The organism is Comamonas aquatica, assembly GCF_018064205.1.
GTDB lineage: Bacteria > Pseudomonadota > Gammaproteobacteria > Burkholderiales > Burkholderiaceae_C > Comamonas > Comamonas aquatica.
In genome coordinates, this window is sequence record NZ_CP072916.1 from 2,437,191 (window position 1) to 2,454,037 (window position 16,847).

Here is a 16,847-nt window from a genome sequence, read left to right on the forward strand (position 1 = left end):
TGGTCTGCAGGCCCTGGTGCCCGCAGGCTGAACCCCGAGAGCAACCATGCCCCGTTTTGCTGCCAACCTGTCCATGCTCTACAACGACGTGGACTTCCTCGACCGCTTTGCCGCCGCCGCGCGCGATGGCTTCAAGGCCGTGGAATACCTCTTCCCCTACGCCTACACGCCCGAGCAACTGGCCGCCCTGCTGCGCCGGCACGGTCTGCAGCAGGTGCTGTTCAACGCCCCGCCCGGTGACTGGGACGCGGGCGAGCGCGGCATCGCCTGCCTGCCCGGCCGCGAGGCCGAGTTCCGCGAGGGCATCGCCCGCGCCATCACCTATGCCCAGGCCCTGCAGTGCCCGCGCATCCACGTGATGGCCGGCCTGGTGCCCCAGGATGTCGACCCCGCCACCGTGCGCGCCACCTACGTGGTCAATGTGCGCTACGCCGCCGAGCAGGCCGCCGCCCATGGCATCCAGATCCTGCTGGAGCCCATCAACGGCCGCGACATGCCGGGCTTCTTCCTCAGCCGCCAGGACCAGGCCCACGCGCTGGTGGCCGAAATCGGCGCCGCCAACGTCAAGGTGCAGATGGACCTGTACCACTGCCAGATCGTCGAAGGCGACCTGGCCATGAAGATCCGCCAGTACCTGCCCACTGGCAACGTCGGCCACTTCCAGATCGCCGGCGTGCCCGAGCGCCACGAGCCCGATGTGGGTGAGCTCAATTACCCCTACCTGTTCCAGCTGCTGGACACGCTGGGTTATGACGGCTGGATTGGCTGCGAGTACAAGCCCGCCCGGGGCGCGGCACCGCACGCCACCCGCGACGGCCTGGGCTGGCTGCAGCCCTGGCTGGCCTGATGCGATCAAGGCGGCGGTGAGCCAAGCTCCCTGCCGCCACGCCTAGCCGGAACAGCGCCGGCCCCCGGTGGTGGTCGTTGGCGCGGCGCCCAGCACCGCATGCAGCGCGGCTCCACCGCGGCGCCTGACCCATGTAAAAAGCCCCGGACCGCTCGGCCCGGGGCTTTGTGCATCAACGCTTCAGTATGTGTAGCGGCTTGCGCTTACCTGGCCATGGTTTTCAACAGAAATCACATGCAATCCACGCACAGCCAGCGCCCGCCGCTCACATTTCATCAATGGCCGTGCTGGCACTGCCGCCCTGCAGCGCGGCCTTGCCTTCGTGGGCCTCAATGGCAAAGCGCTCGCGGCAGGTGACGTAGAAGCTGGCGCCAAAGCGGCCCACGGGAAAGTAGTCCTGCAGCTTCACGCGCCACGTCGCCGTGTCCACCAGGCCCTCACGCACCGCCAGCCACTGCACGCGGCCGATGAAGACGTAGCGGCTGTCGGTTTCCATCAGCTCGTGCAGCACGCACTCGAAGGCCACGGGCGCTTCGGCAATGCGCGGCACCTGCACGGTCTGGGACGGCGTGGTGTGCAGGCCGGTGTAGGCCAGCTCGCTCTCGGTCACGGGCAGGCGATCCCCACAGCGGTGCATGGCGGCCGCAATCGGTTCATCGGCCAGGTGCACCACGAACTCTTGGGTGCGCAGGATGTGCGCTGCTGTGTCCTTGAGCTGGCCGTCCTGCAGCTTGTTCACGCTGAGCATGACCACCGGCGGGTCCTCGCCCACCATGTTGAACATGCTGAACGGCGCGGCATTCACCGTGCCGTCCTCGGCCAGCGTGGTCACCAGGGCAATCGGCCGCGGCACGATCAGGCTGGCCATGAGCTTGTAGCGCTCGTACGTACCCAGGGTGGAGAAATCGATTTCGGTCATGGAGCTTTCCGTTTCTGTCGCCATGCGGCGACCTGTGCCCCGGACCGCCGCAACTTGCATGCCAATTGTGTATGCAATCCGGGCATTGATCTTGCTCAACCCGTGCTCCTTCCACCCTCTGATTGTGTTGAACCATGCGCAAACGCCAATTCCTGCAGACCGCTGCCGCCGCCTTGCTGGCCACCTCGGCCCTGACCAGCGCCCACGCACAGGCCACGCCCTTGAAGTTCCAGCTCGACTGGCGTTTCGAAGGCCCGGCCGCCCTGTTCGTGCACCCGGAGCAAAAGGGCTACTTCAAGGACGTAGGTCTGGATGTGAATGTGGAAGCCGCCAGCGGCGCCGGCGCCATCCAGCGCGTGGCCTCGGGCACGCACGACCTGGGCTTTGCCGACCTGGCTGCGCTGATGGAATTCCACGCCAACAATCCGGACGCCCCCATCAAGCCGGTGGCCATCATGGTGATCTACAACACCACGCCGGCCTCGGTCATGGCGCTGAAGAAATCCGGCATCACCAAGGCCTCCGATCTGACCGGCAAGAAGCTGGGTGCGCCCATCTTTGATGCCGGCCGCCGCACCTTCCCCATCTTTGCGCAGGCCAACGGCGTGGGCGAGGTGCAATGGACCACCATGGACCCGCCGCTGCGCGAGACCATGCTGGTGCGCGGCGACCTGGACGCCGTGACCGGTTACACCTTCACCAGCCTGCTGAACCTGGAGGCGCGCGGCGTCAAGCGCGAGGACGTGGTGGTCCTGCCCTACGCCACGCACGGCGTGCAGCTGTACGGCAACGTCATCATCGCCAGCCCCAAGCTGATTGCCGAAAAGCCCGAAGCCGTACGCGCCTTCCTCAAGGCCTTTGCCAAGGGCGCCAAGGAAGGCATCGCCCACCCCGAGGCGGCCATCGCCTCCATGAAGGCCAAGGACGGCCTGGTCAACGTGCCCCAGGAAGTCAAGCGCCTAAAGCTGACCATCGAAACCGCCATCGACAGCGAAGGCGCGCGCAAGGAAGGCTTTGGCCAGCTCAACCCCGCACGCCTGCAGCTGATGGCCGAACAGGTCGCCAAGGCCTACGCCACCAAGCGCCCCATCCCCGTCCAGGCCGTGTGGAACGGCAGCTTCCTGCCCAGCGCGGCAGAATTGGACGTGCTGCCCAAACGCTGAGCGGCTCGCCCGGCAGTGATCGTGTGTGACAGGGCCTGCGGCAACGCAGGCCTTTTTGCATACCTTCAAAATCAGAGCATGCCGCGCTCGCCAACGCTGGGTTTTCAGCACGAATCCGCACCAAACCTTTTCGCTGCCTGCGCCACACGCTCCTTTTTTCTCAACAGCACGCCACCATGACCCCAGCCACCCTTGTCCGCATCGAAACCCGCGACCTGCGCCAGGCCACGCCCGGCCGGCCCAGCCGCCCCATCCACGGCGACACCACCTACCTGACGCTGGAGAGCTTCAGCGCACAGCACGGCCAGCTCAGCAGCGGCGTCTGGGAGGCCACGGCCGGCGCCTTCCGCTCCCATTGCGCAGGCTACGTCGAGTTCTGCCACATCGTCGAAGGCAGCTGCCGCGTGGTCGACCCGGACGGCACCCCCCACAGCTTCGCGGCCGGGGACAGCTTCGTGCTGCCCGAAGGTTTTGCCGGCCACTGGGAGGTGGACGAGCGCGTGAAAAAGGTGTTCTTCATCGCCCGAACCACCGGTTGACACCGCCCCGTGACCCACCGACCGGATCCCTGCGGTGGAAAAAATCCTTATAAATCATGCTGCAACGCAACATTTTTTACATTACAAAACACAAAACCGTCGTCTGAAAAATCCAAGGATTTCTACGTAATATCCACATCCGATATTTGCAATTAGCCACAAGACGGGCATGTCTTCTACAAGACTGCGGGTTAGCATGTACGGGTTAAATCTGATTCACAAACGTGCAAATGCACTGTTTTGGGTCATCCCCGTGATCACGATGGGGCGCCAACCTCACGCGCCCGGCTTACAAGGAGTGGATATGTTCAGAAGAACCGTTTTGGCTGCGACCGCCGCAATGACCGTTGCCGCAGGGCTGCCTGCCGTGGCCCACGCCAAAGACGCATGGCCCGTCAAGACCATCACCCTGGTGCAGCCCTACGCACCCGGCGGCACCAGCGACATGCTGGCCCGCATCGTGGCCCTCGAATTGGAAAAGCGCATTCAAGCCAGCGTCATCGTAGAAAGCAAGCCCGGTGCCAACGGCAACATCGCCACGGCCTACGTCAGCCGCGCCAAGCCCGATGGCGGCACCTTCCTGGTCGGCTCCAGCAGCCCCGTGGTGATCTCGCCCTCGCTGTACAAGAGCGTGCCCTACAACCCCCGCACCGACCTGACGCCCATCACCCCGATCGCCAAGGCCCCCTTCCTGCTGGTCACCGGTGCCACCTCCGGCATCAACAGCGTGGACGAGCTGGTCGCCCAGATCAAGCAGGACAAGCTGAACTTCGGCTCGGCCGGTGCCGGCTCGCCCCAGCACATGATCGCGGAAATGTTCCACATGCAGATCAAGGCCAAGTCGCCCCACATCCCCTACAAGGGATCGGCTCCGCTGATCATTGCGCTGATGGCCAACGAAGTGCAGTACGGCATCGACAACCCCGTGCCCCTCAAGCCCCAGATCGACGGTGGCAAGCTCAAGGCCCTGGCCATCACCAGCAAGCACGCCTCGCCCAAGTTCCCCGGCGTCAAGAGCCTGCACGAGCTGGGCTACACCAACTTCGACGTGGAACCCTGGTACGGCATGATCGGCTCCAAGAACCTGCCCAAGGAACTGGCCGAACGCATGAACGGCTATGTGCGTGACATCCTGGCCCAGGACAGCGTGAAGAAGAAGATCTCCGACCTGGGCGCCGAAGCATATGGCCTGAGCACCGCGGAGTTCACCGCCCTGGTCGACGCCGACATCAAGAAGTGGGGCGACGCCGTCAAGGCCTCCGGCGCCACCGCCGACTAAGCCCTCAACGGCCCCTGCCAACGCCTTCCTTGCGAAGGCGTTTTTTTATGCGCGCTCGCATTAGAGTAGCTGCTGGCGCATGCAGTCATTGAGGTGTTCGAACAAATCCTCTGCAACGCAAGCACCAACAGGCGTACAACGCTCTCTAATCAGGAGCTTTTGCATCCCCCCAGCACTCCGGCAGACGCTCGCCCATAGTGCGCCACATCACCGTGGCAGGCACCAATCCATGTGTAAAATAGGCGGCTTACGGAGGTTTGGGTGAGTGGTTTAAACCAGCAGTCTTGAAAACTGCCGAAGGAGTGATCCTTCCGTGAGTTCGAATCTCACAGCCTCCGCCAGATTGAACTAAGTCATTGAAATCGCTTCACATGAAGGAGTTTTACTCCTGAAGTGGTACAAATGACTGGTACACAGCGGCAGCAAAAGGTTCGGCCAGCCAAGGACGCTGACATGCCAACCTACATGCGCAAGGACGACCACGGTTATCGTTTCCTTCGTCCCATCCCCCAAGATTTGCGCCCACGTTTCGCAAAAGCCAACTTCGTTAAAAGGCTCGGGCGAGACTACAAAAAGGCCAAAGAGCTTTGCGCCTTGCTGACCGTGCAAACAGATCGCGAGCTTGCCGCAGCTCGATCCAACCAAACGCAAGCAACTTCCATCGGCTCTTTCTTGAAGCTGCCCCGTAAGACGCGGCTTAAAAGTCTCTCCATCAGTCCAGAGCTCCCAGGGCAAATCGCTTCCCTCTTTCTGAGCACGCTAGACGCGGATGCCCAAGCACGCAAAGAGGGGATGAGCGATGAGGAGTTCGAATCGCTGGATGCGAACATCCAGGAAATGCTCCCCCTCATCAACCGAGCAGTAGCCTCAGGAAATGTTGGCAGATTCCACGAATTCGTGAACCAGCTCATGGTGTTTCGTGGCTATCAATTAGAGGCAACCGACGCGCAATGGCAAGCACTCACCTACGAAGTGCTGACACATGTGAAAACTGGGTACAAAACTCTCGCGGCTCGACAGCAAGGCGAATCCCTCGGATCACCTGATCTTTCAAAACTGCCACCGCCGCTTGAAGCAGTATGGGAGGCGCAGCCAGAACGCGCGCCGACTCCACAGGTAAATCGTTTGGCAGACATCACACCTCACTACAAACGCTATCTATCCCCTAAATATCCCAAAACCCAGTCTACTTATCTGTCGATTTGGCAGCGATTTGTTGACTTCGCAGAGAACAAGCCCCTGCATTTGGTTAGCTCAGATGATGTCTACAACTTCCTGGAAAACCGTCTGCAAGACAAAGAAGCGGCTTGGAGCTACAAGTACGTAGCAGGCCGCGTAAAAAGAGCTTTGCACACTGCATTTGGTATTGGGAAAACAAAGAAACTCATCAACAACAACCCAGTGGTAGAACTAGATGTGATGCCTACTGTCGACGCCAAGCAAGAAAAACTTCGCCAAAAGCCCCGCTTTCCTTATCAGTCCGACCACCTCAATAAATTATTTGCATCAGACTGGTACAACCCGAACTCGTCAGCTTGGCGAGGCAAGATGAAAGACGATCTTGGGGCTCGCTACTGGATTCCGCTCATCTGCATGTGGCATGGATTACGCGTCAGCGAGGCAGCTCAAATACAAGTAGAGGATGTGCTACTCAAAGACTTAGGTATCTTGATTCAAGATGGAGAAACCGAGTTTGGCCCTGCTCGAGCTCTTAAAAATGAAGCATCGATGCGTGTCGTACCGATTCACCATGTTCTTATACAACAAGGTTTTGTCGACTTCGTCCGCAGCGTCATGAACCACTATTCGAAGGGCCCCCTCTTCCCGGCAGCCCTTCCTGAATGTGATGGAAAATCACCCAAGTGGGGACGAGCATACGAGCAGCCATTTGTTCGTTTTGTACGGGATAAGTTAGGTTTCGGTAGCGGCTATGGCAATCACAGCTTCAGACACTCTCTGGAAGACAGAATCAGAGCAGCAAACGTTGAAGACCAATGGCCTAAAGGGCTAGCACAAGCCTATACAGGCCGAGCATCAGTGCGCCCCCAAGACAAAGGCGAAATCGAAAAAGAAGGTAGTGAAAGACACTATGGATATGGATACGAACTTGAAGCGTTCAGACCCTACATCCAACGAATCACCTACCCTAATGTAAAGCTTCCACCCCCCTTTAAAGATTGGCTCCAAGGGAGAGTCATCATAAGTAAGCGACTGCTTTCACATGTGCAGCGATGGAGAGAAGAGACCCATAAGACCCCGTAGCTTAATGAGGCGCAGGCTTCAAAAAAAACAGTCACGATGCTCATCATCCTCTAACTTGCGCGCTATACAGGTTTGAGGGCAGATTTTGGAAGGCAAGTGTCTGTGCAAAATAGGCTCTCATGTGTCATGAAGTTTCCTCACCTCTCTTGGCCCGGCTTTTTGCCGGGCCTTTTTTCATGCACGATTCAGCAACAGATAGCAGCACCCCGGGGACGATTGAGAGCCCAACTGCCGTCATCTAGCGAATCCTGCCTTACAACCTATTAATTGATTGCAGCAGACCTATCCGCCCAGCCCAGCAAGAACACTTTGCGGCGTAGCACCCTTGGCGTCTAGGGCAAGAAGCAGGTTCGCCCATTCACTTAAGGTTGGACGCACCTCATCTCCAAACAGTTTGTCCAAGCTGCGAGTGCCAACGACTCCAGCCGCGAGTCTTATCCAATGCGCATGGCTCACGGTCAGGCCTTGACCTTGATCTCGATCCCAAACACCGTAAAGCTTTTTGGACAACTGCATGCAAATGTCAGTTTGCTCTATCGCCTCTTTCAAGGAGGGCCAGTTCAGATGAACGATCAGGTAGCTGTCAGACAAACGCCCAATCAGCAAGGTGTACACACCTGGAACTGACTCATCAGTGTCGTCCTCTGCAACGCCAGGAGCCCACAACTTGGAGATCAGCAACCAACGCGGTGGACTGTTTGCAATGCAACGCAAAACGGCATCTAGCAAATCCAGTTCATCAAGTGGCACTTCAACTTGAGCCACGCAATCCTGCGCAAGCGCCAAGCGACCTCCATCTGCATCTGATCTTGTGTATCTCAGCCCAAGAGATGCAGCAATAAGCGGCACGTTTTCTGGCGCAAGTGCTCGGCGCCCATTGAGGCTAGCTTGAATATTCCCTGGATCTAGGTCAGCCAGCTCAGCGAGAGATTTCTGTGATCTACCAGGATGCCGCTTCGCAAAAAACTGTAGCAAAGAGCGTACGTCATTGGGTGCGATCGACTTTACGTCTGAATTTTTGATGTCGTTCATAACAGGGGTTGCATTTTTGGATAGGATTGCTATAGACTTCATTCGTCATCAATTTTGATGATAAATTATGTCACAAGGAGTTCTATGCCAACAGACCACCCTAGATTAATCGACGCTGAGTTGCTGGCCCAGCTGCGCGAGGCAATGAAGCCCATGTCACCAGAAGAAGTTGCGCGAGGTAAAGCTGCCTTGCAGCGGTTGTTCGAATTCGCCCAGGGCTTTTCAGGGCAGCCACAAAAAGTCGCCTGCTTCCTGCTCAGCCTATACGACTCAAGCCGCTTCACTTTTGACATGACGGATTTGCGCGCACTCGATAAGCCAGTCATTCAGGACTGCATCGCTGTCCTATATATGAACAGTGTTCGACACAACAACGTCGAGAAAGACATTGATGGCGGAGAAGAAGCTCTTGAACTGCTGGCTGCGCGCTGGAACCTAGGCGTCCAGTGTGAACTGTAGGTCGCTGATTAAGAGCTGTATGGGCTGCTGCCGGTTTCAAAGACACCTTGTTAAGGTGGAAGATGAAACCGGAGGTGGTTCATGGAGACAAGAAGGACATTCAGCCGCGAGTTCAAGCTCGAGGCGGTCAGGTTGGTCACCGAGCGTGGCGTGGCTGTGGCCCAGGCAGCCAAGGACCTGGACGTTCACGAGAACGTGCTGCGCAAGTGGGTTCGTGAGTTGCGAGAGGAGCCCCAGGAGGCGTACCCTGGCAACGGCAAGCAGAAGGCCCAGGACGCGGAGATAGCGCGACTGCGCAAGGAGGTTGCCAAGCTCAAGATGGAGCGCGACATCCTGAAAAAAGCCGCGGCCTACTTCGCGAAGGAGTCGATGTGAAGTTCGGCTTCGTGGCGAAACACCGAGGGGCCTGGCCGGTCAATCTGATGTGCGAGGCGCTCGGTGTCTCGCGGGGTGGCTTCTACGCGTGGCTCACACGGCCCAGGAGCCAGCGCAGCCTCAGCGATGAAGTGCTGGGCGCGCAAGTCCACCAGAGCTTCGTGCGCAGCGACCGCACCTACGGCGCGCGCCGTGTGTGGCACGACGTGCTGGAGCAAGGTCAAGCCTGTGGTCTGCACCGCATCGAGCGACTCATGCGAGAGCAGGCACTACGAGCCAGGCCCCGACGACGTGGACTGCCCAAGGACCGGGGCACGCGCAGCGCGGTGGCCGACAACGTGCTGGACCGCCAGTTCCGGGCCGATGGCCCGAACCAGAAGTGGGTAGCCGACTTCACCTACATCTGGACAGCCGAGGGCTGGCTGTACGTGGCGGCGGTGCTGGACCTGTACTCGCGGCGCATCGTGGGCTGGTCGATGCAGGAGAGCATGACCTCGCAGCTCGTGGTGGATGCGCTGATGATGGCAGTGTGGCGTCGAGGCAAGACGGTGGCCTTGTTGCATCACTCGGACCAGGGCAGCCAGTACACCAGCGAGCACTTCCAGAAGCTGCTGGATGAACAAGGCATCACTTGCAGCATGAGCCGGGCTGGTGAGGTCTGGGACAACTCGGCCATGGAGAGCTTCTTCAGTTCCCTCAAGACCGAGCGCACGGCCAGGAAGGTGTACCGCACACGAGGGCAGGCCCGTTCAGATGTGTTCGACTACATCGAGTGCTTCTACAACCCGACGCGCCGGCATTCGACGCTCGGCTATCTCAGTCCCGTACAGTTCGAGAAAGCTCAAGAAGCTTAGGTCGGTGTCAACGGAACCGGCAGCAGCCCACAACAAAGAGACCCTGTCGGGGTTTGAACTCGACTCTTGGAAGCAGGAGAACGAATATTCTCTGAAGAGGCTCGATCACTAGTGCCTTGGAGGCCCTTAGCTGAGCAAGTGGTGTACGTCTCTTGGCAACTGATAGCACAGCTTGTTTTGGTAGATGCTGTCTAACAAACGATGGGTTTCTGCACATCGCGGAAACCCATCATCCTGGGTGCCAGACGCTATACGGATATGTGCAAGAAGTCATCCATCAATCAACATCCAAGAAAGGGGGCCGTGTGGCAGAAATTGGATACGCGCGGGTCAGTACGCACGAGCAGAACCTGGACCTTCAGCACGATGAATTGAAACGGGCCGGGGTCGAGACAATTTACGAAGACCATGCTAGTGGCAAGACAGCCGAGAGGCCTGAGCTACTCCACTGCCTGAAAGCCCTGAGGGAAGGCGACACGCTTACCGTCTGGCGATTGGATCGACTCGGCCGCAATCTGCAAGACCTTATTCGCATCGTCAACGAGCTTGAAGCCAGAGGGGTGACGTTCAAGTCACTCAAGGAATCGATTGATACTCGCGGGCCTGCTGGCAAGCTGGTATTTCACCTGTTCGCCGCCTTGGCTCAGTTTGAGCGTGAGTTGCTGCGTGAACGGACGATCGCGGGGCTTAATGCAGCACGGGCACGGGGCCGCAAAGGCGGCAGACCCGCCAGCCTATCGCCCGCACAAAAAAACATGGCTCTGTCCCTGATGAAAAGCGGCAACATGAGGATTGCAGAGATTTGCAAGCAGTTCGGCGTATCGCGTTCGACGCTATACAACCTGCGGCCAACACCCGAAATGCTGCTTGAGCCAAAAACATAGGCCTTGAGGTCTCCCCAAAGCCTATGGAATCAAGCCGGTGCCATCCGGCTTTCATCGTGCGTCCCAATACTGAAACCAACCAAACCAGTATAGGGCGCGTTCAACAACAACTCGCTCGCAATTGAGGGCAAGAAATTAGTTACCAGCTTCGGCTGGCATGAGGACAGATGGTGGCGAGCGCTCTTTGGAGCGCACCATGCATCCGCATATCACCCCTCTCCGAGGCCCGCATGGTCTCGGTGAACTTGTCAAGAAGATCGAAACAAGTGCGGCGTCACTCAAAAAGCGCGTATGCACTTGCCGGAAAAAGCTCAAAACCGTAACGAAAGGCGCTGAGCCTTCCGACAGTCAAAGTGAAAGTATTCCCGCACGCAGTGCCAAGCGCACGCTCAAAGACAAGATGGGGGTTGCAGGTCAAGCGCCTGCAGAAACTAGCTCTCCACGACGGAAGCTGCGCAGCATTCCCGTGCGCGTCTTGTTCAATGACCCTGATCTAAACCTGCGAGCCAACTACTGCATGTTTGACCGCAGCACAGCGCGTCCTGTCTGCGTGGGTGACGGGGAGAGCAGCAAGCGCGTCACGGATCAAGGGCTGGAGACGATGGAATGTCCCGGTCCTGATAGCTGTCGTTTTGGGCTGGGTAACTGCAAGCCTTATGGGCGGCTGAACGTCAGCATCGGTGACAGCGATGAATTGGGCAGCTTTGTGTTTCGTACCACGGGCTTCAACAGCATTCGTACGCTCGTTGCACGCCTGCGCTACTTTGCTGCAGTCTCAGGCGGCCACCTGGCCGCCATGCCTCTAGAAATGCGGCTGCGGGGCAAATCCACCACACAGTCGCACCGTGCGGCCATCTACTACGCCGACCTGGTGGTGCGCACCGGCCTGAGCTTGAACGAGGCCATCGGCCAAGCCAAGGCGCTGGCTGCACAGCGCCAGTCTGCAGGATTTGCGCAGAGCGCTTTGGATGAGGCTGCACGTCTGGGCTATGCTAACGGCAGCTTTGAAGATGCGCCGGAGGAAGCGGCGGACATTGTGGAGGAGCTTTATCCGGAGGATACCGAGCCGCCAACACACCATCCCTAACGCCATTTTTTGCGCTTACAAGCCACCTGGCATGCAGTCCTTAGTGCAGCAAGACATCGAAGACCTCACCGCACTGCAGGTCACCAAGACGCCCACCTTCTTTGTCAATGGCCGACCGGAAACTGAGCCGGTGGCTCAGTTCTACTTCGGCGCGGACACACTAGTGGGAATGGGCATGCTCCTTGGGTTCTGAGCGGTTGAGCTTGGAGGCTGGATCCAGTGTCCCGCGAAGCAGCCTAAGCCCGTTGCCCACTACCAGTAAGCTCGCACCCATGTCCGCGAAAACCGCCATCCACATGGTCGCCGTGCCAACGACCGCCATCACCAGGAACACGCTCTTGATGCCCAGAGCCAAGGTGATGTTCTGCCAGAGCACGGCATGCGTGCGCTTGGATAGCCGCACAGTCTCGGCGACGCGCTGCAGGTTGTCGTTCATGATGACCACGTCGGCCGCTTCCATGGCGGTGTCGGTACCAGCGCCGCCCATGGCAAAACCGATATCAGCCTGGGCCAATGCCGGTGCATCGTTAATGCCGTCCCCGGTCATGCCGGTGGCGCCGTAGCGCTTTTGCATCTCCTTGATGGCGTCGAGCTTGGCTTCGGGCAGCAGGTCGCCGCGGGCGTCATCGATCCCCGCCTGCGCCGCGATTGCCTTGGCCGTGGCCGTGTTGTCGCCGGTCAGCATCACCGAGGTCACTCCCAGCGCCTTGAGATCGACGATGGCTTGCTTTGATGTCGCCCGAATGGTGTCTGCAACAGCAAACAAGGCCAGGACGCACGAATCGTCAGCCAGGAGGGTGACCGTGCGGCCTTGCTTTTCATGGATGGCGAGTTCCGCCTCCAGTTCAGGGGTGCACAGTCCCCGTTCATGGATCAGTCGGTGATTGCCCAGCACGAGGCGTACTCCATTGACCACGCCTTCGACACCGCGCCCCGGCAAGGCCTTGAAGTTTTCGGCCTCCGGGCCTGGTACTTCCAGACCCTGGATGATCGCCTTGGACACCGGGTGATCGGATCTGCCAGCCAGGCTGGCGGCCATCTGTTGGGCTGCAGCTTCATCGCCAGCGCCCCAGACGTGCCACTGCACCAGCTTGGGTTTACCTTCGGTGATGGTGCCCGTCTTGTCCAGCGCCACCGCCTTCAGGAGCCGCGCGTCTTCCAAGTAGGTTCCGCCCTTGATCAGGATGCCTCGGCGAGCGCCGGCCGCCAGTCCGCTTACCACCGTCACAGGCGTGGAAATGACCAAGGCACATGGGCAGGCAATCACCAGCAGGACAAGGGCCTTGTAGAGCGCTTCCAGCCAGGTCAGTCCCATCAGGAACGGTGTGAGAACTGCCACCGCCACCGCAATGGCGAAGACCGCAGGCGTGTAGATCGCGGCGAACCGATCGACAAAGCGCTGTGTCGGTGCGCGCGTGCCTTGTGCCTGCTCAACGGCTTGAATGATTCTGGCCAAGGTGGTGTTGCTCGATAGGGCCGTGACCTCGAACTCAAGTTCACCGGTCTCATTGATGGTGCCCGCGAACACCTGATCGCCGGGTGCCTTGTCCACGGGAATGCTCTCGCCAGTCACCGGAGCCTGGTTGATGGCCCCGTTCCCCTTCGTCACCTTGCCGTCCAGCGGCACCCGTTCTCCCGGCTTGATGCGCACGGTCGCACCGATGGCTACAGCGGCGACCGGCGTGGCAGACCATGCGCCATTGGGGCCCAGAACCAGAGCCTCTTCCGGCGCCAGTTCCAGCAACCCCTTGATCGCATTGCGTGCCCGGTCCACGGCCTTGGCCTCAATCAGCTCAGCAATGGCGTACAGGGCCATCACCATGGCAGCCTCGGGCCACTGGCCAATGAGGAAAGCGCCTGTGACGGCCACCGACATCAGGGCATTGATGTTGAGCTTGCCACGTAGCAGCGCTGCGATGCCCTTCTTGTAGGTGTCGATTCCAGCCAGCCAGATGGCCAACGCGGCGATGGCCATGCCTGCCACCTTCCAGGCCATCTGGTCGGGCGCGAAGAAGGAGAGCACCTCCGCGCCCGTGGCGAACACAAGCGCAGCCACCAGGCGAGAAATGCCGCCAGCGAACCCATGTCCATCGTCGTCGCCTTCGACAGGCCCTACTGCCGGCCCCCCCTGGGAGTTCATTGCGCCGGCCACCGGCTGTGGATCGAAGCCCGCCTTGCGGATAGCCTCCAGGGCCAAGGGATACGTGCTTTCTGCCGCATCGATCTTCAACGTGCGAGCACCGAGCTGGAAGCCCAGAGAGCGGATTCCGTCCAAGGGTTCCAGCGCGCGGCGGATTTCCGCCTCCTCGGCGCTGCAGTCCATGGTCGCAATTCTGAACAGCTTGACTTGGCCCGGGCCGCTTGCGGCGGCATTGACCGGAGAGGCGGAACTGGAGCATCCCGCTGAGCAGCAGGTGTCAACGCTTGAAGAGGTGCTGGTTTCTAGTTTCATGGCTTAATTGGAAACCCTGTAGTGACCTTAAAGTCAAGTGACAGCGCGAAATGCGCCCCAGCACCGTCAGGCACTACCCCCATTTGCAAAGGATGTGCCATGAAGATCGGCGAATTGGCCAAGGCCACCGGCACCCAGACAGAGACCATTCGCTACTACGAGCGGGAGTGTCTGCTGCCGGCGGCGATACGTACGGAAAGCAATTACCGAATCTACGATAGCAGCCACATCGAGCGTCTTGCCTTCATCCGGCATTGCCGCTGCCTGGACATGACACTCAATGAAATCCGCGTGCTGTTGCATTTCAAGGACGCACCTGGTGAGAACTGTGGCGCGGTGGATGCGCTTCTTGAGGAGCACATTGATCATGTCGTCTCGCGAATCCGGGAACTCCAGGTGCTGGAATTAGAATTGCGCAGTCTGCAGCAGCAGTGTTCGCCAGGTCACCTGGCCGGGGACTGCGGCATCTTGGGCGGCCTGGCAATAGCGGCGCGCCAACACAATCACATGCCTACAGCCAACCCCAATGAAGCGCATCCACCTGGCGTGCATCGCGAAATCGGAGCCGCTGCCAAACAGCTGCGCATTAACCGTAAGGGCTGACTGCCAAAAGTCATTGGGCTCGGATCTCCAGCCCAACGCTCGTCACCCCGCTCTCCGACCATGCGACTGGTTTGCCCTGATGCATGCGAGCGATCGCGCCAACGATGGCCAGGCCTAGGCCGTGGTTGCTTTGTCCATGACTGCGAGCGGGATCGGCGCGGAAAAATCGATCGAACAAGTGAGGGAGTATTTCGGGATCGATGCTGTCTCCGCAGTTGGAGACACTGATCAGCACGCGGTCCTCATCAACGGTCCTGAAGTTGACTTGGACGATCGAGCCATTTCTCGCGTATCGGGTGGCGTTCCCCAGCAGGTTTGACAAGGCTCGGCGCAACAGGGGCACGTCGAAGGCACCATGTGCGTCGCCGACTACTTTGGCGGTGAGCCCGGCCTCGGCCAGTGCCGCCTCGTGATAGTCCAGCACGTCTACAGCCACCGATGCAAGACTCGATACGGGAACGCGACGCGCGCCTACACCCCGATCAGCTTGCGATAGGAACAGCATATCGTTGACGATGCCGGTCAGGCGATGCAGTTCCTCCAGATTTGAGGCGAGGACCTCCCGCATATCCGCCTGCTCAGGACGCCTTAGAGCCAGTTCATTGTTGGCAATGAGCGTGGCCAGTGGCGTGCATAGCTCGTGCGCCACATCCGCATTGAAACCCGCCATCTGTGAGTAGGCCTTCTCAATGCGTGCAAGGAGGGCGTTGAACTGGTCGATCAGCGGCACGAGTTCAAGAGGTTGCTCGTCGCCATCGAGCCGTTGGTGCAGGCTATCCGCCGACAGTGCTCGCGTTTGGCCGGCCAGCCTTCGCACAGGCGCAAGGCCGAGTTTGACCAGGGAGAAGCCGCCCAGTGAAACCACGATGGCGCCCCCGATGGCAGCCACCAGCAGGGTGAGTGCGAGCCGGTGCAACAACTGGTTGTCGGTTTGAATATCCAGCGACAGCTGGACGTGCAAAGCCGGCGAGGCAGGGCCTGCAACCTGCGCCACCTCGAATTTCCGTTGGCGCCATACCGTCTGTGCATTCTGGTTGCGGGTGTGCGCGTAGAGCACGGTCCCATCGGCCAGTGACACCTCAAGCGATAAATCTCCATGCCCCACCAGGAAGTCATCGAGCTTGTGAGCGAGAGCTTCCGACTCCCGGTGCTCCGTCCCCTCTACCAAGAGATGCCGAATGACGTTCTCCTTTTGCGCCAGCGTTTCCTCTTGCCGATCGCGAAAATTGAACTCGGTTACCAGATACACGGCCAGGCAGACCAGGCCCAGGCCTGCAAAGCTTTGCAACGCCAACCACCACGACAGCCTCTGGCGCAGCGAGCGATGGTGGATCAATGCCTTCATCCGTTACGCTCCTCCATGATGTAGCCCATGCCTCGGATGGTGTGAAGCAGCACAGTGTCAAAGGGTTTGTCTATCTTGCTTCGCAAGCGACGAATAGCGACCTCCACTACGTTGGTTTCGCTGTCGAAGTGCATGTCCCACACCTGCTCAGCAAGCTCGGTGCGAGACAGTACCTCGCCTTTCCTTCGCAGGAACAGCGTCAGAAGCAGGAACTCCTTTGCGGTCAGCTCCAACCGCTGACCGCCGCGGGATGCCTTGCGCCGCACTAGGTCAAGTTCGAGATCGGCAAGGCGCAGTTGCGTGGGCTCTGCCGCATCGCGCGCGCCATAGGTGCGCCTGAGCAGCACCTGGATGCGTGCGTTCAATTCGGAAAATGCGAAGGGCTTGACCAGGTAATCGTCAGCACCTGTCTGCAGTCCCAGCACCCGGTCCTCGACGCTGACCCGCGCTGTCAGCATCAAGACAGGTGTCTGCCTGGATTTGCGAAAAGCGGTGAGGAGGCTGAAGCCGTCGATCCCAGGGAGCATAGCGTCCAGTACCAGTAGGTTGTGCTCACCTTCAAGCGCCAGGTGCAGACCATCTACCCCGTTGTGGGCAACGTCCACCACATAGCCGGCCTCTCCGAGGCCCTTACGCAGGTATTCGGCAAGCTTGACTTCGTCTTCAATGAGCAAGATTTTCATGGTGCCATTCTCGAAGAATGCGGCCCGTTCGTAGATTACGAATTTGTCATCTGGCTGTTGGTGC

The 16,847-nt window shown here is 59.4% G+C and carries 14 protein-coding genes, 1 tRNA gene and 1 pseudogene; 11 read left to right on the plus strand and 5 right to left on the minus strand.

All coding sequences use genetic code 11. The features are described from left to right. Window positions 1-46 precede the first annotated feature (46 nt). Entirely contained in the window at window positions 47-847 is an 801-nt protein-coding gene (gene otnI / locus KAQ61_RS11525) for a 2-oxo-tetronate isomerase (RefSeq protein WP_210929251.1), read from the plus strand. 265 nt (window positions 848-1,112) lie between these two features. On the opposite strand, the gene KAQ61_RS11530 is transcribed toward otnI, so the two are convergent. Then, window positions 1,113-1,766: a flavin reductase family protein gene (locus KAQ61_RS11530; RefSeq protein ID WP_210929252.1), complete on the minus strand. Its 654-nt coding sequence runs from the start codon at window positions 1,764-1,766 to the stop codon at window positions 1,113-1,115. Between the two features lie 134 nt (window positions 1,767-1,900). Between KAQ61_RS11530 and KAQ61_RS11535 the strand changes: the two genes are divergently transcribed. The 5 genes from KAQ61_RS11535 (at window position 1,901) to KAQ61_RS11555 (ending at window position 7,009) form a co-directional block, all read left to right on the plus strand. Continuing rightward, window positions 1,901-2,929, plus strand: coding sequence for an ABC transporter substrate-binding protein (locus KAQ61_RS11535; protein WP_210929253.1), 1,029 nt, complete (start codon window positions 1,901-1,903; stop codon window positions 2,927-2,929). A gap of 176 nt (window positions 2,930-3,105) precedes the next feature. Next, on the plus strand, window positions 3,106-3,468 hold the full coding sequence (locus KAQ61_RS11540; protein WP_210929254.1) for a cupin domain-containing protein: 363 nt from the start codon (window positions 3,106-3,108) through the stop codon (window positions 3,466-3,468). Window positions 3,469-3,808: 340 nt separating this feature from the next. After that, window positions 3,809-4,747 (plus strand): Bug family tripartite tricarboxylate transporter substrate binding protein, encoded by a 939-nt coding sequence (locus KAQ61_RS11545; protein ID WP_231499193.1) that lies wholly within the window; start codon window positions 3,809-3,811, stop codon window positions 4,745-4,747. 251 nt (window positions 4,748-4,998) lie between these two features. Continuing rightward, window positions 4,999-5,088: transfer RNA gene (locus tag KAQ61_RS11550), tRNA-Ser, on the plus strand. A 112-nt stretch (window positions 5,089-5,200) separates the two neighbouring features. Beyond that, complete coding sequence (locus KAQ61_RS11555) at window positions 5,201-7,009, plus strand: DUF6538 domain-containing protein (protein WP_148729815.1); 1,809 nt, start codon at window positions 5,201-5,203, stop codon at window positions 7,007-7,009. Between the two features lie 282 nt (window positions 7,010-7,291). Here KAQ61_RS11555 and KAQ61_RS11560 read toward each other — a convergent pair whose 3' ends face one another. Further along, a complete protein-coding gene (locus KAQ61_RS11560) occupies window positions 7,292-8,041 on the minus strand; it encodes a hypothetical protein (RefSeq protein ID WP_210929255.1) in 750 nt (249 codons plus the stop codon). Between the two features lie 84 nt (window positions 8,042-8,125). Between KAQ61_RS11560 and KAQ61_RS11565 the strand changes: the two genes are divergently transcribed. The 4 genes and pseudogenes from KAQ61_RS11565 to KAQ61_RS11580 all read left to right on the plus strand — a co-directional run. Further along, complete coding sequence (locus tag KAQ61_RS11565; RefSeq protein WP_210929256.1) at window positions 8,126-8,500, plus strand: DUF7673 family protein; 375 nt, start codon at window positions 8,126-8,128, stop codon at window positions 8,498-8,500. An 81-nt stretch (window positions 8,501-8,581) separates the two neighbouring features. Then, window positions 8,582-9,729 (plus strand): IS3 family transposase gene (locus KAQ61_RS11570; RefSeq protein ID WP_210929257.1). Its coding sequence is split into 2 segments (ribosomal slippage): window positions 8,582-8,843 and window positions 8,843-9,729, totalling 1,149 coding nucleotides; the frame shifts between segments, so codons are not numbered across the junction. Window positions 9,730-9,989: 260 nt separating this feature from the next. After that, window positions 9,990-10,613 carry a recombinase family protein gene (locus KAQ61_RS11575; protein ID WP_420839316.1) on the plus strand — a complete coding sequence of 208 codons (624 nt, stop codon included), beginning with the start codon at window positions 9,990-9,992 and terminating at the stop codon, window positions 10,611-10,613. A 196-nt stretch (window positions 10,614-10,809) separates the two neighbouring features. Continuing rightward, a pseudogene (locus KAQ61_RS11580) lies at window positions 10,810-11,685 on the plus strand (recombination directionality factor); the annotation flags it as partial. Between the two features lie 175 nt (window positions 11,686-11,860). On the opposite strand, the gene KAQ61_RS11585 reads toward KAQ61_RS11580, so the two are convergent. Beyond that, window positions 11,861-14,152 carry a heavy metal translocating P-type ATPase gene (locus tag KAQ61_RS11585; protein ID WP_276514443.1) on the minus strand — a complete coding sequence of 764 codons (2,292 nt, stop codon included), beginning with the start codon at window positions 14,150-14,152 and terminating at the stop codon, window positions 11,861-11,863. A gap of 99 nt (window positions 14,153-14,251) precedes the next feature. Between KAQ61_RS11585 and cadR the strand changes: the two genes are divergently transcribed. After that, complete coding sequence (gene cadR, locus KAQ61_RS11590; protein WP_042413482.1) at window positions 14,252-14,755, plus strand: Cd(II)/Pb(II)-responsive transcriptional regulator; 504 nt, start codon at window positions 14,252-14,254, stop codon at window positions 14,753-14,755. A gap of 10 nt (window positions 14,756-14,765) precedes the next feature. Here the strand turns inward: cadR and KAQ61_RS11595 are convergent, their stop codons facing one another. Beyond that, window positions 14,766-16,100, minus strand: coding sequence for a heavy metal sensor histidine kinase (locus tag KAQ61_RS11595; RefSeq protein WP_043387442.1), 1,335 nt, complete (start codon window positions 16,098-16,100; stop codon window positions 14,766-14,768). Continuing rightward, the gene (locus KAQ61_RS11600) at window positions 16,097-16,783 is read right to left on the minus strand and encodes a heavy metal response regulator transcription factor (RefSeq protein WP_043387455.1); all 687 of its coding nucleotides are present in this window, start codon (window positions 16,781-16,783) and stop codon (window positions 16,097-16,099) included. Before KAQ61_RS11600 ends, KAQ61_RS11595 begins: the two co-directional genes overlap by 4 nt. Window positions 16,784-16,847: the final 64 nt, after the last annotated feature.